Source organism: Mesorhizobium sp. M0139 (genome assembly GCF_040322455.1).
GTDB lineage: Bacteria > Pseudomonadota > Alphaproteobacteria > Rhizobiales > Rhizobiaceae > Mesorhizobium.
This window is the reverse complement of sequence record NZ_JAMYTN010000016.1, coordinates 89657-105871: the sequence shown is the minus strand read 5'-3', so window position 1 is coordinate 105871 and position 16215 is coordinate 89657. Positions and strand designations below refer to the sequence as shown.

Annotated in this window: 20 protein-coding genes; 8 read left to right on the top strand and 12 right to left on the bottom strand. The window is 63.2% G+C overall.

Annotated elements, in window-relative coordinates; all coding sequences use genetic code 11:
• Positions 1 to 44: 44 nt before the first annotated feature.
• Positions 45 to 521 carry an Lrp/AsnC family transcriptional regulator gene (locus NKJ58_RS25245; protein WP_023687465.1) on the bottom strand — a complete coding sequence of 159 codons (477 nt, stop codon included), beginning with the start codon at positions 519 to 521 and terminating at the stop codon, positions 45 to 47.
• Positions 522 to 660: 139 nt separating this feature from the next.
• Between NKJ58_RS25245 and phhA the strand changes: the two genes are divergently transcribed.
• Positions 661 to 1497: a phenylalanine 4-monooxygenase gene (gene phhA, locus NKJ58_RS25240; protein ID WP_352519062.1), complete on the top strand. Its 837-nt coding sequence runs from the start codon at positions 661 to 663 to the stop codon at positions 1495 to 1497.
• Positions 1498 to 1693: 196 nt separating this feature from the next.
• Here phhA and NKJ58_RS25235 read toward each other — a convergent pair whose 3' ends face one another.
• The 3 genes from NKJ58_RS25235 to NKJ58_RS25225 all read right to left on the bottom strand — a co-directional run bounded on the left by NKJ58_RS25235 (position 1694) and on the right by NKJ58_RS25225 (position 4240).
• On the bottom strand, positions 1694 to 3133 hold the full coding sequence (locus NKJ58_RS25235; RefSeq protein WP_352519063.1) for a GMC oxidoreductase: 1440 nt from the start codon (positions 3131 to 3133) through the stop codon (positions 1694 to 1696).
• Positions 3130 to 3300, bottom strand: a complete 171-nt coding sequence (locus tag NKJ58_RS25230; protein WP_023819248.1) for a hypothetical protein — start codon at positions 3298 to 3300, stop codon at positions 3130 to 3132. Before NKJ58_RS25230 ends, NKJ58_RS25235 begins: the two co-directional genes overlap by 4 nt.
• Before the next feature lie 178 nt (positions 3301 to 3478).
• Positions 3479 to 4240, bottom strand: coding sequence for a GGDEF domain-containing protein (locus NKJ58_RS25225; RefSeq protein WP_352854063.1), 762 nt, complete (start codon positions 4238 to 4240; stop codon positions 3479 to 3481).
• A gap of 175 nt (positions 4241 to 4415) precedes the next feature.
• Between NKJ58_RS25225 and NKJ58_RS25220 the strand changes: the two genes are divergently transcribed.
• Positions 4416 to 5135 (top strand): pyrimidine 5'-nucleotidase, encoded by a 720-nt coding sequence (locus NKJ58_RS25220; RefSeq protein WP_023687469.1) that lies wholly within the window; start codon positions 4416 to 4418, stop codon positions 5133 to 5135.
• Between the two features lie 80 nt (positions 5136 to 5215).
• Here the strand turns inward: NKJ58_RS25220 and NKJ58_RS25215 are convergent, their stop codons facing one another.
• On the bottom strand, positions 5216 to 6061 hold the full coding sequence (locus NKJ58_RS25215; RefSeq protein ID WP_023681343.1) for an LOG family protein: 846 nt from the start codon (positions 6059 to 6061) through the stop codon (positions 5216 to 5218).
• A gap of 148 nt (positions 6062 to 6209) precedes the next feature.
• Here NKJ58_RS25215 and dapD point away from each other — a divergent pair, with 148 nt between their 5' ends.
• Genes dapD through NKJ58_RS25200 form a run of 3 tightly spaced genes read left to right on the top strand, consistent with a single transcriptional unit; the run spans position 6210 to position 8257 of the window.
• Complete coding sequence (gene dapD / locus NKJ58_RS25210) at positions 6210 to 7064, top strand: 2,3,4,5-tetrahydropyridine-2,6-dicarboxylate N-succinyltransferase (protein WP_023673222.1); 855 nt, start codon at positions 6210 to 6212, stop codon at positions 7062 to 7064.
• Positions 7061 to 7465: a DUF805 domain-containing protein gene (locus tag NKJ58_RS25205; protein ID WP_084013651.1), complete on the top strand. Its 405-nt coding sequence runs from the start codon at positions 7061 to 7063 to the stop codon at positions 7463 to 7465. The genes dapD and NKJ58_RS25205 overlap by 4 nt, the downstream gene beginning before the upstream one ends.
• Before the next feature lie 21 nt (positions 7466 to 7486).
• Entirely contained in the window at positions 7487 to 8257 is a 771-nt protein-coding gene (locus tag NKJ58_RS25200) for a hypothetical protein (protein ID WP_023703796.1), read from the top strand.
• Positions 8258 to 8323: 66 nt separating this feature from the next.
• Here NKJ58_RS25200 and NKJ58_RS25195 read toward each other — a convergent pair whose 3' ends face one another.
• Positions 8324 to 9337: a 2-dehydropantoate 2-reductase gene (locus NKJ58_RS25195; RefSeq protein WP_352519064.1), complete on the bottom strand. Its 1014-nt coding sequence runs from the start codon at positions 9335 to 9337 to the stop codon at positions 8324 to 8326.
• 114 nt (positions 9338 to 9451) lie between these two features.
• Here NKJ58_RS25195 and dapE point away from each other — a divergent pair, with 114 nt between their 5' ends.
• Both dapE and NKJ58_RS25185 read left to right on the top strand, forming a co-directional pair.
• Positions 9452 to 10642: a succinyl-diaminopimelate desuccinylase gene (gene dapE, locus NKJ58_RS25190; protein WP_352519065.1), complete on the top strand. Its 1191-nt coding sequence runs from the start codon at positions 9452 to 9454 to the stop codon at positions 10640 to 10642.
• A 2-nt stretch (positions 10643 to 10644) separates the two neighbouring features.
• Positions 10645 to 11250: a hypothetical protein gene (locus tag NKJ58_RS25185; protein ID WP_023821725.1), complete on the top strand. Its 606-nt coding sequence runs from the start codon at positions 10645 to 10647 to the stop codon at positions 11248 to 11250.
• On the opposite strand, the gene truA is transcribed toward NKJ58_RS25185, so the two are convergent.
• The 6 genes from truA to def form a co-directional block, all read right to left on the bottom strand.
• The gene (gene truA, locus NKJ58_RS25180) at positions 11247 to 12002 is read right to left on the bottom strand and encodes a tRNA pseudouridine(38-40) synthase TruA (RefSeq protein ID WP_023821724.1); all 756 of its coding nucleotides are present in this window, start codon (positions 12000 to 12002) and stop codon (positions 11247 to 11249) included. The genes NKJ58_RS25185 and truA overlap by 4 nt on opposite strands.
• Before the next feature lie 11 nt (positions 12003 to 12013).
• On the bottom strand, positions 12014 to 12520 hold the full coding sequence (locus tag NKJ58_RS25175) for a GNAT family N-acetyltransferase (RefSeq protein ID WP_023728813.1): 507 nt from the start codon (positions 12518 to 12520) through the stop codon (positions 12014 to 12016).
• Positions 12517 to 13467 (bottom strand): methionyl-tRNA formyltransferase, encoded by a 951-nt coding sequence (gene fmt, locus NKJ58_RS25170; RefSeq protein ID WP_352519107.1) that lies wholly within the window; start codon positions 13465 to 13467, stop codon positions 12517 to 12519. The genes NKJ58_RS25175 and fmt overlap by 4 nt, the downstream gene beginning before the upstream one ends.
• Before the next feature lie 38 nt (positions 13468 to 13505).
• Positions 13506 to 13931, bottom strand: coding sequence for a type II toxin-antitoxin system VapC family toxin (locus NKJ58_RS25165; protein WP_023732763.1), 426 nt, complete (start codon positions 13929 to 13931; stop codon positions 13506 to 13508).
• Positions 13928 to 14215, bottom strand: a complete 288-nt coding sequence (locus NKJ58_RS25160) for a hypothetical protein (RefSeq protein WP_023696043.1) — start codon at positions 14213 to 14215, stop codon at positions 13928 to 13930. The genes NKJ58_RS25165 and NKJ58_RS25160 overlap by 4 nt, the downstream gene beginning before the upstream one ends.
• Positions 14216 to 14314: 99 nt before the next feature.
• Positions 14315 to 14845, bottom strand: coding sequence for a peptide deformylase (gene def / locus NKJ58_RS25155; RefSeq protein WP_023673213.1), 531 nt, complete (start codon positions 14843 to 14845; stop codon positions 14315 to 14317).
• Between the two features lie 103 nt (positions 14846 to 14948).
• Between def and NKJ58_RS25150 the strand changes: the two genes are divergently transcribed.
• Positions 14949 to 16202 carry a DNA recombination protein RmuC gene (locus NKJ58_RS25150; protein ID WP_023692996.1) on the top strand — a complete coding sequence of 418 codons (1254 nt, stop codon included), beginning with the start codon at positions 14949 to 14951 and terminating at the stop codon, positions 16200 to 16202.
• Positions 16203 to 16215: the final 13 nt, after the last annotated feature.

The following is a 16215-nucleotide window of genomic DNA, read 5'->3' as shown; positions in this document are numbered from 1 at the left end:
AGCAGTTTGCGTGCAGCTTTTCCGCAGAAATGGCGATGCGTGTCCTACCGCCTGAGGTGGGCGAGCGGCACGTGGCCCGGGCCCTTGATGTTCTGCAGCACCAGCTGGGTGTGAACGTCGCGCACGCCGGCAAGGCGCATCAGGCGGTGCATGACGAAGGCGTTGAGTTCGTCGACCGACGGCACCATGACGTGCAGCAGGAAATCGTGGTCGCCGGTCATCGTCCAGCATGACGACACTTCGTCCATGCGTTGCACGGCGGCGATGAAGGTTTCGGGCGAACCGTCGCTGTGGCTGGTGAGGCGCACCTGGATGAACACCTCGACCATCAGGCCGACGGCGCGGCGGTTGAGCACGGCGGCAAAGCCCTTGATGATGCCGGCCTCCTGCAGCGCCTCGAAGCGGCGGGCGCAAGGCGTCGTCGACAGGCCGATCTCCTGCGCCAGTTCGGACACGGGCTTGCGTCCATCGCGCTGAAGAACATCCAGCATCTTGATCTCGAAATCGTCGAACTGAGGCATTTTCACTCTCTTTCAGCTTCTGCTTGGTGATTTTTACCTCAAATCATGGACCCAAGCCATCATCAAAGCTGAATTGCCTCGCCGGCCGCCGCTAGACTCTGCGGACATATTCAAGTGTCACGATCAGGGGAGAAGAACCATGACGACGATGAGCGTTGCCGAATATGCCCGTGATTGCGCGGCGCAAGGCCTGCGTGGCGACTATTCGGTGTGCCGTTCCGACTTCACCGTGGCGCAGGGCTACAACTACATCGCCGACGAACAAGCGGTGTGGCGCACGCTGTGCGACCGGCAGACCAAGCTGACGCAGAAGCTGGCGCACCATTCCTATCTCGATGGCGTCGCCGCACTCGGCCTGCTCGACAAGATCCCGGATTTCGGCGCGGTCTCAGACAGGCTGCGCAAGCTGACCGGCTGGGAAATCGTCGCCGTGCCTGGCCTCATCCCGGCCGCGCCCTTCTTCGACCATCTCGCCAACCGGCGCTTTCCGGTGACCAACTGGCTGCGCACCAAGGACGAGCTCGACTACATCGTCGAACCCGACATGTTCCACGACTTCTTCGGCCATGTGCCCATCCTGACACAGCCGGTGTTTGCCGACTTCATGCAGATGTATGGCGAAAAGGCCGAGAGCGTGATTGCGCTGGGCGGTGACGAGATGATCACCCGGCTCTACTGGTACACCGCCGAATACGGGCTGATACAGGAGGAGGGCCAGAAGCTGAAAGCTTTCGGCGCCGGGCTGATGTCGTCGTTCACCGAATTGCAGTTCGCCGTCGCGAGCCCGGACGCGCACCACGTGCCCTTCGACCTCGAAACGGTAATGCGCACCGGTTACGAGATCGACAAGTTCCAGCGCGCTTATTTCGTGCTGCCGTCCTTCGACGTGCTGCGCGATGCGTTCCGGACCGCCGATTTCAAGGCGATCGTTGCCCGCCGCAAGGGGCAGCCGACCCTGGATCCAGCGACGGTTTAGCAAATCCTGAAGGGTTTGCGCGGCACCTATCCCCACCCTTAATCCTCCCCACAAGGGGGAGGGAGATCTCGTTGGCGCTGATTTCCGAGGGTTTCGACACCAAGGCATGGGTAGCGCCGGTAGAAATCCTGTCGCGCCGTTCGCTTTTTTGACAATCAGACGGTGATGACTTCGTCACACCGGGGGGATGACTTCGTCACACCGTGATTACTTTGGTCAGATGGTCGCCTAGCCGGCAGGCAAGTGCGGTGATCGTCGTCGTCGGGTTGCATTCGCCCGACGTGCAGAATACCGAGGAACCGCCGACATAGAGATTGTCCATGCCGTGCACCTTGCAGTTGGCGTCGACCACGCTCTTGGTGACATCGGTGCCCATGCGCGTGCCGCCCATATGATGGTGGCCGGCCAGTTCCTCATCCGTCGGGTAGTCCTCGCGATTGGTCAGCCAGTCCATGATGCGGACGCGGCCGAGGTCCTTCTCGATCAGCGTCGTTCCGAACAGCTTGAGCCCCTCGAGGATGGTGCGGCGCTCCAACGGCGACTTCTTCCAGTGCAGCTCGATGCGCGGCACGCCGGCACGGTCGACATCGGTCTTCGACAATTCGATATGGTTCGAGGCCAGCGGCGCCTGTTCCCAGGCGACGTAGAGCTGGGCGGCGCAGCGCAGGTTCTGGCTGAGCTGGTAGGCGATCCATTCGGCGGCCTCGGGCGCGGTGCAGGCGAGGTCGGCAATCAGGCTCTTGACGCCGGCATAGGGCGTCTCGATCAGGCGTATGCCGAAATTCATGATCTGCAGCCGCTCCATGGCGGCGAGCGTCGGCGAGAAGAACGCCTCGTTGACGGCATCAACCTCGAACTTCCTGTAATCGGCCAGGATGGCATTGCCGCCCTCGAAGGTCGGGTGCTCCATCCAGTAGCGGCCAAGTGCCGTGGCGTTCGGCACCACGCCGCCATTCGAGCGCTGGTTCGACCATAGAAGCAGCCGCGAATTCTCCAGCCCGCCGGCGCAGACGATGAAATAATCGGCGCTGAAGGCGCCGGCATCCTTGCCGTTCGACCACAGCCTGGCGCCGGTCACTCGTTTGCCGTCCCCGGCAAGTTCGGTGGCATAGGTGTTGAGCACGAGCGCTATGTTCTTGCTCTTGTCGAGCTCGTCGGAGAATTTCTCGCCAAAGCGCACGGCCGGGCTCTTGATCAGCTGCACCCAGCGTATGTCGTCTGAAATCGGCACATCGGGCTTGAAGTCGGGAAGCTCGAGTATGTCGTGCACCTCGGACAGATAGGGCTCGATGTCGGTCCGGGCGATTGGCCAGCCGGTGTCCGGCGCCCATGCCTTGGGCTCAAAGTCCTGCTTGTCGAGCACGCGGCACCAGCCGGCCCAGTGGTTCGACGACCCGCCCATGAAGCGCAGCCGGGTGATGTCGAGATCGAAATATTGATCGCCGACCGTGGAGCCGCGGTAGAAATCCTGCGACTCGTCGCTGAATTCGCGTGCGCCGGCCTCCAGCACCACGACCGGAATGCCGGCGGCGCCGAGCTTTCTGGCAATGGTGGTGCCGGCCGGCCCGGAGCCGAGAATGCAGACCTTGGGCTTGAAATCCGAGGCTCGAAACGCCTCATAGCAGTCGAAGATCATGCCAGGTCGCTCCGCTTCAGGATCCAGCCATTGACCACGACGATCTCGTCGGGATCGGCCGGGGGGCGGTCGCTGTCAGGCAGCTTGCGAAAAAGCTGTAGCGCCGGCATCGCAATCAGCGCCTGCACGATGGTGCGGCGCGACATTTTCCTGATGAACAAACTCATGACACGTCTCTGGATGGGGGCTTCGATCCACGCATGGCGTTCCCTGAACGGCACACGTACCGGCCAGACATGCCATTCCCGTGCCAAGCCTTGCCTGTAAACGAGTTACAACCCGGTAAACGGCGCAGTTGCGTGGAAACAATGTTGGCGAACCGTTAACAGCCCCACCACCAACACCTCACGCAGCTTCGGAAATGTCCCGGTCGAGGATCGACAAATTGCGGCCGCGGTGCTTGGCCTCGTAGAGCCGGCGGTCGGCGGCGCGCATCAGGTCCGAGACATCGGCATCTTGCGCACAGGTGATGCCGCCGATCGAGACGGTCAGCGGCACCGTGCGCTCGTCGACCGGACGAAAGCGGACCAGCTCGACTTCACGGCGGATGCGCTCGGCCACGCGCCGGGCTTCGGCTTCCGTAGCGCCGACCAGGAAGGCGCCGAACTCCTCACCGCCAATGCGGCGGAGCACGTCGCCGCTGCGGACGCCGCGCTCGATGGCGCTGGCGATCAACACCAGTGCGTCATCGCCGGTCAGATGGCCGAAACTGTCGTTGATCGCCTTGAAATGGTCGGCGTCGATGATCAGCAGCGCGCCGCGATCGGATTTGCGCCGCGAGCCGTCCAACGCGGCAAAGAAGCTCTCGCGGTTGAGCATGCCGGTCATGTCGTCGCGGCTCGCCTTCGCCGACAGGCGCCGATGCGCGGCGGCGAGCTGGGCATGCGCGCGGGCGAGATCGCGATGCGCGTTTTTCAGTCGGTCGCTCTGCCAGAAGGTGCTGGCGCAGGCGATCCAGGCGAGCGCCAGCGGGCACACCGTCGATGTCAGCCAGACAGTGCGGTCGACCGGAAAACCCATGGCGGGAACGATGATCAGCGTCAGCAAAAGCGAGATGGCTACCGAGCCGAATGCGACCGCGGCGGACTTTAAGACTATGCGACTCATCGCTGGCTCCCACTGAACCGTCTCTGTGCCAGCAAGCCCTGAAGGCCACCTTTCCGTGATGGCTAAAATTTGAATGGTGAGCCCATTTTTACAACTCTAGATGCACATAGGTTGTGGATAAGCTCTACATCAGAAAGGGGTTCGAACGGCAGATATTTCATGCCATAAGGACGCCATGACCACGCTGCCCGATCCCGCCCGCTTCGCCCATGTCACCGACTGGGTGTTCGACCTCGACAACACGCTTTATCCGCACCATTCGAATCTGTTTTCGCAGATCGACGTCAAGATGACGGCCTATGTCGGAGAACTGCTCACGCTGCCGCGCGAGGAAGCGCGCAAGCTGCAGAAGGAACTCTATCTCGAATATGGCACGACGCTGAACGGGCTGATGACGCGTCACGGCATCGACCCCGACGATTTTCTCGAAAAGGTGCATGATATCGACTATTCGTGGCTGGTGCCGGATCCGGTGCTGGGCACCGCTATCCGCCAGCTGCCCGGCCGCAAGTTCATCTTCACCAATGGCGACCGCAGGCACGCCGAGCGCACCGCGCGCCAGCTCGGCATACTCGACCATTTCGACGACATTTTCGATATCGTCGCCGCCGGACTGACGCCGAAGCCGTCGCGGCAGACCTATGAGAAGTTTGCCGAACTGCACGCCGTCACCGGACACAATGCGGTGATGTTCGAGGATCTCGCCCGCAACCTCGAGGTGCCGAAATCACTGGGCATGACCACGGTGCTGGTGGTGCCGCGCAATTTCGAGCCGACCTTTGCCGAAATCTGGGAACGCGATCCGGCCAATGAGGACGACGTCGATTTCGTCACCGACGATCTGGCGACGTTTCTGACGGGGATAGTGGAGGGGGTGGAGGAATTGAGGAGCTGAAGAATTGAAGAACTGGTGAAAGGAAGACCGATCCGGACCTCCTTTTCCTCAATTCTTCAGTTCCTCAATTCCCGGTTCCCCTACTCCCCCAACTTGTAGAAGCGGCTGATGATCCCCCAGGCCTCGTCGGCGGTGTCGACAAAGTCGATGATATCCTGGTCGCCGGGCGTGATGGTGCCTTGTTCGGCCAGGAAATCGAGGTCGATCGCGCGCTGCCAGAACGCCTTGCCGAACAGGATCACCGGCACGCGTTCCATGCGGCCGGTCTGGATCAACGTCAGCGTCTCGAAGAACTCGTCCATGGTGCCGAAGCCGCCCGGAAACACCGCGACGGCCTTGGCGCGCATCACGAAATGCATTTTGCGGATGGCGAAATAGTGGAAGTTGAAGCACAGCTCCGGGGTCACATAGGCGTTCGGCGCCTGCTCGTGCGGCAGGACGATGTTGAGGCCGATCGACGGCGCGCCGACATCGTCGGCGCCGCGATTTCCCGCCTCCATCACGCCTGGGCCGCCACCGGTGACGACGACGAATTCGCGGTAGTAGGACGTGGCCGATTGCTGTGAGCAGAGGCGGGCGAATTTGCGCGCCTCCTCGTAATATTTGCTGTTTTCCTCGAGGTTTTTCTTCTGCGTCTCGTTCTTGGCGGCCCAGGCCTCGCCGCCGGGCTCGGGAATACGCGCGCCGCCGAACAGGATGACCGTCGAGCGGATGCCGCGCTCGGCCAGGATCATTTCGGGTTTCAAGAGCTCAAGCTGCAAGCGCACAGCGCGCAATTCCCGGCGCGTCATGAAGTCGGGATCGTTCCAGGCCAGCCGGTAGGTTTCGGCGCGCGTCTGCGGCGTGTCGGGAACGCTTTTCGAGCGCTCCAGATCCTCGTCCGAATGCGGCAGCGGCGTCCATCCCGCCTTTTCCATAGGAGTCATATGCTTTCTACCCGTCCCAACAGTTCACTTGCGCCGTCCCATGGCGCACGCGCGATTGACCCCCAATACGCCTTAACATAGGGTCCGCGCGACTTTCAAAACAAGGTTAAGGCCGACGGCCTTAACAGCGTGGTAACGGAGCGAATTCATGTCGAAGCCTGATCTGGCCAGCCTCGAAAAGACGATCGAGAAGGCCTTCGAGGAGCGCGACACGATTTCGACCGCGACCCGGGGCGAAACGCGCGACGCCATCCAGTCCTCACTCGACCTGCTCGACCGTGGCACCGTGCGCGTTGCCGAGCGCCAGGCCGATGGCAAATGGCATGTCAACCAATGGCTGAAGAAGGCGGTGCTGCTCTCGTTCCGGCTCTATCCGATGGAGATCATCAAGGGCGGCCCCGGCCAGGCGGTCTGGTGGGACAAGGTGGCGTCGAAGTTCGACGGCTGGAGCGCGGTCGATTTCGAGAAGGCAGGCTTCCGCGCCGTGCCGTCTTCGATCGTGCGCCGCTCGGCCTATGTCGCGCCGGGCGCGGTGCTGATGCCGTCCTTCGTCAATGTCGGCGCCTATGTCGATAGCGGCACCATGGTCGACACCTGGGCCTCGGTCGGCTCCTGCGCCCAGATCGGCAAGAATGTGCACCTCTCGGGCGGCGTCGGCATCGGCGGGGTGCTGGAGCCGATGCAGGCCGGCCCGACCATCATCGAGGACAATTGCTTCATCGGCGCGCGCTCCGAAGTGGTCGAGGGCTGCATCGTGCGCGAAGGCTCGGTGCTCGGAATGGGTGTGTTCATCGGCCAGTCGACCAAGATCGTCGACCGCGCCACCGGCGAAGTGTTTTATGGCGAGGTGCCGCCGAATTCGGTCGTCGTCGCCGGCTCGATGCCGGGCAAGGCCTTTCCGAACAACGAGCCGGGCCCTGGCCTCTACTGCGCCGTCATCGTCAAGCGCGTCGATGCCAAGACCCGGTCGAAAACCTCGATCAACGAACTGCTGCGTGATTGATCCTGTCCGAGCAACCAGAGCGCTCCAGATTGCCCAACACACCACCACTTCCCTGGCTTTTCTTCAGCCTCTCAGGGCGCGTCAGCCCAAGTGCCTACGTGCTCGCCGGGCTGCTGCTGGTGCTTGCACAGTTTTTCCCGCTCTACCAGTTGTCGAGACTGGAACCCGGCACCGCAACCAGCCAGAACTGGGCACTTGTGTTCTGGGTCGTTTTGCTCATCTCGACATGGTCGAGCTTTGCGGTAACCGCAAAGCGGTTTCATGATTTCGGCAAGCCGACTTATTACGCGTTGATCTCTCTTGTCATCGGCCCCATTCTTCTCATCGTTCTAGCGTGTTTCCGGGGTGACCCCGGTCCGAACCGCTACGGCAAACGCAGCAACGCGCCGGCTGAACCATGAGCGCCGACCGGATATCTCGCCATGCGCTACCGCACGCTTGATCCGAAACTGATCATCGACACCGCCGAGCGGCTGGAAGAGCGCGTCGCCGAGCGTTTTCCCGATGCCGGCCTGCGCGGCGTCGCCGCCGAACTGGTGTCGCTGTCGCGCGACCTGGCCAAGGCGGCGCAGGCGCTGGAAGCGCCGATCTGGTGGCTGCGCGGCGCCATCGTCGCCGCTGTTGCCGCCGGCGCGCTGACCTTCCTATTCGTCGGCACCATCCTGCCGCTCATCCATATCTCGCAGGCCGACGATGCGGTGCAGTCGGTGCAAGGCATCGAAGCCACGATCAACATGATGATCCTTGCCGTGCTCGGCCTGCTGGCGCTGATCCGCACCGAGGAGCGCATCAAGCGCAAGCGGGTGTTTCGCCAGCTGCATGGGTTGAGATCGCTGATCCATGTCATCGACATGCACCAGCTGACCAAGGATCCGGCAGCATTGTCCGCCAATTTCAGGCCGACCGCGCATTCGCCGGCTCGCATCACCAATGCCGCCGACCTGGCGCGCTACCTCGACTATTGCTCGGAAATGCTGTCGATCACCGGCAAGATCGCGGCGCTGTTTGCGCAGTCCGTCAATGACGATGTGGTCATCGACGGCGTCAACGACGTCGAGAACCTGGCGTCCAACCTGTCGCGCAAGATCTGGCAGAAGATCACGCTGATCGAGAACCACCCGGCGGCGCAGCCCGTGCCGGCGCCAGGCCCGGCAAGCAAAGCGCCGGCTCCGAGGCGCGCACCAAAGCTGTGACGCGGCGGGCCCACGCGCCTGTTTTCGGGCTATGCGGGCCAAGGCCCGAGGCTCGCGGCAAGTAGACTATCCAGTGACGGCTTCCGGCGTCAGCCCGGGTGAGCCGCGCGTTTCCCGCTCGGCCTGCCGCACCAGCGCGGTGACCCGCTTCAGCAGAGGCGCCGGCGTGCCGGCCTTTTCGGCGAGGCTCAGGACGGCCCCCTGCAGGTCACCGATCTCGGTCGGCCGACCGCGCTGGAGGTCGTCCCACATCGACGAGCGCGCCTGCGGGTCGATGGCGAGCATGCGGCGGGCGACCAGCCGGAACAGCCAGTCCGACAGCCGGAGCAGCTTCGGCAGCAGGCCGGGACGCAAGCCGCCGATCCGCGCCGGCGCGATATGTAACGCCTTCATCGCCGCCAAGGCCTCGTCGATCTGACCGGCCAGGATCCGCCGCCAGCGGCGGTCGGCAAGTTCGCTCGCCAGCGGCAGGCCGGACAAGGCGACAAGCGCGTTGTTGAGGTTGATCAGCAGCTTGCCCCACTGAACGGCTTTCATGTCGGGATGGGTTTCCACGCCAAGCCCTTCGACATCGAGAAGGCCGGCAAGGCCGGTCACGCCATCTTCGATCATGACCTTGCCGTTGCTGGCGCGATGCACGTGAAGCGGCAAATTGCCTATGGCCGACTGGACGACATTGAACGGCACCATGCCGGCGAGCACAGTCCGTCCACCGAGCCCGGCGCGTAACCGGTCGGCATTGCCGACGCCGTTCTGGAGGCTGACCACCACGACTTCGCCGCGCGCATGTCCGGCAACAAGCGACGCCATCTCGTCGGTAGCGCCGTTCTTGACCGTCACCAGCACCACGTCGGCGCTGGCCAGGGCAGCGGCGGGATCGGTGGTGACGGACTCCGGCCGGATGGATCGGTCGCGACCATCAAGATCGGTGATGCGCAGGCCACCGTCCAGCAAGGCCGTCGCGATGCCTGGCCGCGCCAAAAACACCACCTTGCGTCCGGCCAGCGCCAGGCAACCGCCGACATAGCAGCCGATGCTGCCGGCGCCGGCAATGACGATGGTCTTTTCGGCGTTGGCCATGCGATTATCTCGTGTTGGCCTGCACTATACGACATGAAAACCATAATGTCGGCTGCAGACCGGTCATCATCTCTGGCCGTGACAGGCCTTTCGCTTTCGATTATCGCTTTGCCCATGAAACTGCCGACCGATCCCGCCGCCAACCTCGCGACCCTCATACGCTGCGCCTCCGTAACGCCCGCCGAGGGCGGCGCGCTGGCTGCCCTGGAAGGCATGCTGAAGCCGTTCGGCTTTTCCGTCGAACGCCCGGTGTTTTCCGAACACGGCACCCCCGACATCGAGAACCTCTACGCGCGCCGCTCCGGTAATGGGCCGCATCTGATGTTTGCCGGCCATACCGACGTGGTGCCGGCGGGCGACGAGGCGTCGTGGACGCATCCGCCCTTTGCCGCTGAGATCGCCAAGGGCGAGATGTACGGCCGCGGCGCCGTCGACATGAAGGGCGGCATTGCCTGTTTCATCGCTGCCGTGGCGCGCCATGTCGAGAACAAGGGTGGTCCGAAAGGCTCGGTCTCGCTGCTGATTACCGGCGACGAGGAGGGGCCGGCCATCAACGGGACGACAAAACTGCTCGACTGGGCGGCGGCCAGGGGCGAGAGATGGGACGCCGCGATCGTCGGCGAGCCGACCAATCCGGACACGCTCGGCGACATGATCAAGATCGGCCGGCGTGGCTCGATGTCGGGCAGTGTCACGGTCAACGGCCGCCAGGGCCATGTCGCCTATCCATTGCTCGCCGACAATCCGGTGCGCGGCCTGATCAGCCTGGTCGACGCCTTGCTGTCGCCCGTCTTCGACAAGGGCACGAAGGATTTTCAGCCGACCAATCTGGAAGTGACCTCGATTGATGTCGGCAACCCGGCGACCAATGTTATTCCGGCCAAGGCGACAGCCACCTTCAACATCCGCTTCAACGACACATGGACTGCCGAGACGGTGCAGGCCGAGATCCATAACCGCCTCGACCAGGCGGCGAAGCGCAAGAAATACCGGACCGGCAAGACGCCGGTCGACTACGAGTTGATCTGGCGCGACCGGCCGAGCCATGTCTTCCTGACGCGCGACGACAAGCTGATCGGGACGCTGCGCGGGTCGATCAAGGCGACGGTCGGCAAGGAGCCGGCGCTGTCCACCTCGGGCGGAACCTCGGATGCGCGTTTCATCAAGGACTATTGCCCGGTGGTCGAGTTCGGCCTCGTCGGCAAGACCATGCACATGGTCGACGAGCGCGTCGCACTGGCCGACCTCGAGACGCTGACCCAAATCTACCAGCGCTTCATCGATGACTGGTTCGAGCAGGGCTGATCATGCTTTCGGTTGACGAGACCTCTTCATCGCTTAACGGCGCCTGGCGGCTGATGCTCGGAAAGGCCGACGGCTTGCGGCTGCTCGACCTTTCGGCGGACGGCTTCTGGAATTCCTTCTTCGCCATCGTCGTCGCCGCGCCGGCGATGATCGTCGGCTGGGTCGGCACGGCCAACGAGATCGGCGATCCCAATGCGTTCGCAGGTCGGCTGGGCATGTTGGTTCGCCTGGCGACCGTCGACCTCGGCTCGTGGCTGCTGCCCCTGGTTGTGCTTGCCCTGGTCGCATCGCGCGCCGGCATCGGCGACCGCTTCGTCCACTATGTCGTCGCCAGCAACTGGGCGTCAGCGATCACCGCCTGGATGCTGCTGCCTTCAGCGCTGATCAGGCTTTTCCTGCCGTCCGGCAACCCGGTTGCCGAATTGGTGTGGCTGGTTCTGGTGGTGCTTTCGCTGGTACTCTCCTGGCGGATGACCAACGCCACGATCGGCAAGGGCGCGGCTGTCGGCAGCGCCGTGTTCGCAGGCATGTTGGTGGTGTCTCTGGCCGTCTTGTTCGGCCTGGTGGCGCTGCTCGGCATCACTGTGCCAACCGCCGCTCCGGCTTAGAACTTTTCCGGATAGTCTACACCGACGAGAAAAAGCCCGTCGGGCGGCGCCACCTGGCCGCAGGCGGCGCGGTCTTGCGCCGCGAGCGCGGCCTTGAGGTCGGCGGCGGTCCAGCCGCCGTCGCCGACGCGTTTCAGCGAACCGACCATGGAGCGCACCTGGTTGTGCAGGAAAGAGCGCGCCGAGGCCCTGACTTCGATCAGGTCGCCCTGGCGGCTTACATCGAGCAGCTCCAGCGTCCGCACCGGACTGTTGGCCTGGCATTGCGTCGAGCGGAAGGTGGTAAAGTCATGTCGGCCGAGCAGGACTTTCGCCGCTTCGTGCATGGCGTCCGCATCGAGCCGCTTCGGCACCCACCAGACCTTGCCCTTTTCCATCGCTGCAGGCGCGCGCCGGTTGAGGATGCGGTAGAGATAGTGCCGTCCGCTGGCCGAGAAACGGGCGTCGAACTCATTGAGGACAACCGTCGCCTGCAGGATGGCGATGCGCGCGCCCGCCGCCTGCAGGTGCGCGTTGACGGCGTCGCGCACCTTGTCGTTTGGCCATGCCTTGGCGAGGTCGACATGCGCCACCTGGGCGGTCGCATGCACCCCGGCGTCGGTGCGGCCGGCGGCGCGTATCCGCACCGCCTCACCGCAGAATTTCTCGATCGCCTGCTCTATCGCCTGCTGCACCGAAGGCTGATCCGCCTGGTGTTGCCAGCCGGCGAAGAGGCTGCCGTCATATTCGATATCGAGACGAAAACGCGGCATACACCCTTCGTTCAGGCGGCGAGTGCGGTAAAGGCCTGGGCGTAGACCAGTTTGCCTTTTTCGGGTGCGTCACCCCAGGCCAGCGCCTGCAGCGCTTCGCCCTGATATTCGCTCTCGAACTTTTCGGCCCGCGCATGATTGTAGCCGAAGCGGCCGTAATAGGCCGGATCGCCCAACACAACGGCGAGCGTCTCGCCGGCATCCCTGAGGCGGATATGCGCCTCGCGGATCAGCGCACCGCCAATGCCCGAGCCGTGGAACGAAGGTTCCACCGCCAACGGCGCCAGCGCCACGGCTGCAAACTGCTTGCCGCCGTTCTGAACGAACAGCCTGGAAAACAGGATGTGGCCGACCACCTGGCCGTCTTCTTCCGCCACCAGTTCGACAACGGCGTCGCCGCCGGTGACCAGAGCGTCGACCAGCCCGGCCTCCGCCTGCTGGCCGAATGCGTGTTCCTCGACGAGGCGTATAGCCTCGCGGTCCCGCGGCGTCGCGCCGCGTATCGACATCATGCTCATGAGAACTTCATTCCCTTTTCGATCTTGGCCCCGCGCAGAAACTCCTGCGCGGCAGCAGGCTTTCCGCCCGCCCGTTGAACTTCGACCAGCCTGACCGCGCCCGACCCGCAGGCGACCGTCAGCCGGTCATCGAGAATTCCTCCCGACTCGCCCATGCTTTTAGAAAGCGTACCTTCAGAAAGGGTCGAGCGAAGCAGTTTCAGCCGTTCCGTGCGGCCGCCGATGTCGGCCTCGCACCAGGCGCCCGGGAATGGCGACAGGCCGCGAATGTGATTGTGGACCTCCGCAGCCGGGCGCGTCCAGTCCACACGTGTCTCCGACTTATCGATTTTCCTGGCGTAGGTCACCCTGTCAGCCGCCTGCAAAGTCGATGCCAGGGTATTTGTCTCCAATCGGGACAGCGCTTCCACCATCAGCGTGGCAGCAATATTCATCAAGCGGTCGTGCAGATCGCCGGCGGTCATGTCGGGCTCTATGGCGCATTTTTCAACCAGTGCCACCGGACCGGTGTCCAGGCCCTCTTCCATGCGCATCACCATCATGCCGGTTTCGACGTCGCCGGCCATAATGGCGCGCTGGATGGGAGCTGCACCACGCCAACGCGGCAAAAGCGAGGCGTGGCCGTTGAGGCAGCCGAGGCGCGGAGCCTCCAAAATACCCTTCGGCAACAGCAAACCATACGCGACGACGACCGCGACATCGGCACGCAACGCATAGAAAGCAGCTTGCTCGGCCTCGCCCTTCAGCGACAGCGGCGTGCGCACTTCGATGCCCAGCCGCTCAGCCTCGCGCTGCACCGGCGACGGTGTCAGCTCCAGCCCGCGGCGGCCCGCGGCGCGCGGCGGCTGGGTGTAGACGGCTGCTATCTCGTGCCCGGCCTCGGCAATCGCGCGCAGCACCGGCACCGAAAACTCCGGCGTGCCCATGAAGATGACGCGAAGCGGCATTTTTCGTCCAGTATCCTGTTCTGCGCGCGGCAGTCCGCTCAAGCGTCTGCTTCAAACGGGTTTACGATCTTGAGGTCAAGCTCTTCGAAGTCCTTAATATTGCGCGTCGCCAGCATAGCGTCGTGCGACAGGCAGATGGCAGCGATCATGGCATCGGAAAGGCTGATCGGCCGGCCGATAGTTTCCCGCATTGCCCGGAGCTTGCCCGCCAGACGGGGAATGGGACCGGCAAATTCGACGACACGTCCCGAAAACTGCTTCGAAACCAGGTGGTCAAGTGCACGGACGTGGCGGTCCGAGCCGGTCTTGTTGAGAAACCTTTCGGCTCCAAAGGACTGCTCCATGACAACAGGACCGCAGAGATAGAGGTCGAGCAGGTCCTGTCTGCGAAACCACTTAGCGACGTTTGGATCGGGCGCGGGCCGGCTCGCTTCCGAGACGACATTGGTATCGAGGATTATCACTCGAAATTCTCAATGGTGCGGCCAAAGTCGCGTTTCCGTTCCGCTTCGATCTCATCCATCATCTGCGCAAATTCGTCGCTGATTGCATTTTCCGAGGCGAAGGCAGCGCGAATCGCATCCCAAGCCGTGAGTCCAGGCTCGGCCTTGCCTTCTTTTTCCGCAACCATGCCTTTTCGCAATAAATCGATCGCCTTGATCGAGAGGCTTTGGCCGCCCTTGCGTGCCGCATGCTCGATTTCACGCTTCAACGGCTCGGGAATATCTCTGATCAACATATCGCCCATCTGAGTCTCCAGTCTGATATCAATGATATCACGCCAGGAAGCGTCTCTCAATAGGGGCGGGTCGAGACGGGATTTTGTGCGAGTCGCCGAAAGCAGGGCCTATCCCACCAGCTTGCCCGGCGCCTTGTCCTTGGCGAGCTTCTTGAACTTCTTGACCACCATGTCGCGCTTCAGCTTCGAGATGTGGTCGATGAACAGCACACCGTTGAGATGGTCGATCTCGTGCTGCAGGCAGGTCGCCATCAGGCCTTCGGCCTCGATCTCCTGCAGCTTGCCGTCGCGGTCGAGATATTTCACGCGCACCGAGGCGGGACGCTCGACCTCGGCGTAATAGTCCGGGATCGACAGGCAGCCTTCCTCGTAGACCGAGCGAGCGTCGGCGCTTTCGAGGATTTCGGGATTGATGAAGACATGCGGCGCCGGCGGCTCGTCTTCCTTGGCGAGGTCGATGACCAGCATGCGCAGCGGCTCGCCGATCTGGATTGCGGCCAAGCCGATGCCCGGCGCATCATACATCGTCGCCAGCATGTCGTCGGCCAGTTTGCGCAAAGGCGCGTCGACGCGTTCGACCGGTTTGGAAACCTGGCGCAGGATAGGATCGGGAAGGATGATGAGCGGCTTGATCGACATGGCGCCTCACCTAAAACGTCGCAGGAGAAGCGTCAACCGGTGCGAATCGGTCTCGTTCACGTTTTGATCTGTGCCAGGTCTGCGAATCGGCTATGCTGGCGGGATGAACGACCTGAGCACCATCCTTTCCGAACCCGTTGCCCGGCTTGGCGCCACGACGATCACGCTCGGCCATGCACTGGCCCTCGGCGCGCTGGTGTTTCTCGGCCTGTTCCTGGCGCTTGTCGTGGCGCTGTGGCGATCGGCCAAGGCGCGCACCATCGCCGCGGCGGAAGCCGCCGACCACGCCCGCGACGCCGAGGCGCGGATGGCCGGCATTTTGCAAAGCCAGGCCGAGATGCAGGGCCGCATGGGCGCCATCGCCGACGTGTTCGGCGCAAGGCAGGCCGAACTCAACCAGTCGATCGGCCAGCGCCTCGACGCCATGACCGGCCGGCTCGGTCAAACCATGACCGAACAGACAAAATCGACGCATGAGAGCCTCGCCAAACTGCAGGAACGGCTGGCGGTCATCGACACCGCGCAAGGCAACATCCAGTCGCTGGCCGGCCAGGTCGTGCAATTGCAGGCGATCCTGTCCAACAAGCAGACGCGCGGCGCCTTCGGCCAGTCGCGCATGGAGGCGATCGTCGCCGACGGCCTTCCGATGGGCGCCTACGAGTTCCAGGCAACGCTGTCAAACGGCAGCCGTCCCGACTGCCTGGTCAGGATGCCGAACGGTGCGCCGCAGCTTGCCATCGACGCCAAGTTTCCGCTGGAAGCCTGGAACGCCATCCGCGCCGCCGATGGCGCCGAACAACAGAAGATCGCGGCCCAGGCTTTCCGCCGCGACATCGAAATTCACGTCCGCGATATCTCGGAAAAATACCTGATCCAGGGCGAGACGCAGGACACGGCCTTCATGTTCGTGCCGTCCGAATCGGTGTTCGCCGAAATCCACGAGAATTTCGACGCCGTGGTCCAGAAGGCGCACCGGGCGCGTGTCATCATCGTCTCGCCGTCGCTTTTGATGCTGTCGATCCAGGTCATCCAGGCCATCCTCAAGGACGCCCGCATGCGCGAACAGGCGCATCTGATCCAGGGCGAGGTGATCCGGCTGATGGAGGACGTCGCGCGCGTCGACGAACGCGTGCGCCGGTTGCAGACGCATTTTGGCCAGTCGGCCAAGGATATCGACGAGATACTGGTGTCGACGTCGAAGGTGACCAAGCGCGGCCAAAAGATCGAAGCGCTGGAGTTTGGCGAAAGCGAAGCCGAAGTGCGCGGTGGCGGACCCGCCAAGGCCGAAGCAGGGGTGCGGGTGGCGGATTCCAAGACGGGGCAGCTCAGGCTACGTGTCGTCGAAGGCGACGATTAAAGCGCGTCGCGCT

Excerpts from the sequence above, each read along its gene's own strand:
- NKJ58_RS25245 (WP_023687465.1), bottom strand. The coding sequence starts at position 521 with ATGCCTCAGTTCGACGATTTCGAGATCAAGATGCTGGATGTTCTTCAG.
- phhA (WP_352519062.1), top strand. The coding sequence starts at position 661 with ATGACGACGATGAGCGTTGCCGAATATGCCCGTGATTGCGCGGCGCAA.
- NKJ58_RS25235 (WP_352519063.1), bottom strand. The coding sequence starts at position 3,133 with ATGATCTTCGACTGCTATGAGGCGTTTCGAGCCTCGGATTTCAAGCCC.
- NKJ58_RS25230 (WP_023819248.1), bottom strand. The coding sequence starts at position 3,300 with ATGAGTTTGTTCATCAGGAAAATGTCGCGCCGCACCATCGTGCAGGCG.
- NKJ58_RS25225 (WP_352854063.1), bottom strand. The coding sequence starts at position 4,240 with ATGAGTCGCATAGTCTTAAAGTCCGCCGCGGTCGCATTCGGCTCGGTA.
- NKJ58_RS25220 (WP_023687469.1), top strand. The coding sequence starts at position 4,416 with ATGACCACGCTGCCCGATCCCGCCCGCTTCGCCCATGTCACCGACTGG.
- NKJ58_RS25215 (WP_023681343.1), bottom strand. The coding sequence starts at position 6,061 with ATGACTCCTATGGAAAAGGCGGGATGGACGCCGCTGCCGCATTCGGAC.
- dapD (WP_023673222.1), top strand. The coding sequence starts at position 6,210 with ATGTCGAAGCCTGATCTGGCCAGCCTCGAAAAGACGATCGAGAAGGCC.
- NKJ58_RS25200 (WP_023703796.1), top strand. The coding sequence starts at position 7,487 with ATGCGCTACCGCACGCTTGATCCGAAACTGATCATCGACACCGCCGAG.
- NKJ58_RS25195 (WP_352519064.1), bottom strand. The coding sequence starts at position 9,337 with ATGGCCAACGCCGAAAAGACCATCGTCATTGCCGGCGCCGGCAGCATC.
- dapE (WP_352519065.1), top strand. The coding sequence starts at position 9,452 with ATGAAACTGCCGACCGATCCCGCCGCCAACCTCGCGACCCTCATACGC.
- NKJ58_RS25185 (WP_023821725.1), top strand. The coding sequence starts at position 10,645 with ATGCTTTCGGTTGACGAGACCTCTTCATCGCTTAACGGCGCCTGGCGG.
- truA (WP_023821724.1), bottom strand. The coding sequence starts at position 12,002 with ATGCCGCGTTTTCGTCTCGATATCGAATATGACGGCAGCCTCTTCGCC.
- NKJ58_RS25175 (WP_023728813.1), bottom strand. The coding sequence starts at position 12,520 with ATGAGCATGATGTCGATACGCGGCGCGACGCCGCGGGACCGCGAGGCT.
- fmt (WP_352519107.1), bottom strand. The coding sequence starts at position 13,467 with ATGCCGCTTCGCGTCATCTTCATGGGCACGCCGGAGTTTTCGGTGCCG.
- NKJ58_RS25160 (WP_023696043.1), bottom strand. The coding sequence starts at position 14,215 with ATGGGCGATATGTTGATCAGAGATATTCCCGAGCCGTTGAAGCGTGAA.
- def (WP_023673213.1), bottom strand. The coding sequence starts at position 14,845 with ATGTCGATCAAGCCGCTCATCATCCTTCCCGATCCTATCCTGCGCCAG.
- NKJ58_RS25150 (WP_023692996.1), top strand. The coding sequence starts at position 14,949 with ATGAACGACCTGAGCACCATCCTTTCCGAACCCGTTGCCCGGCTTGGC.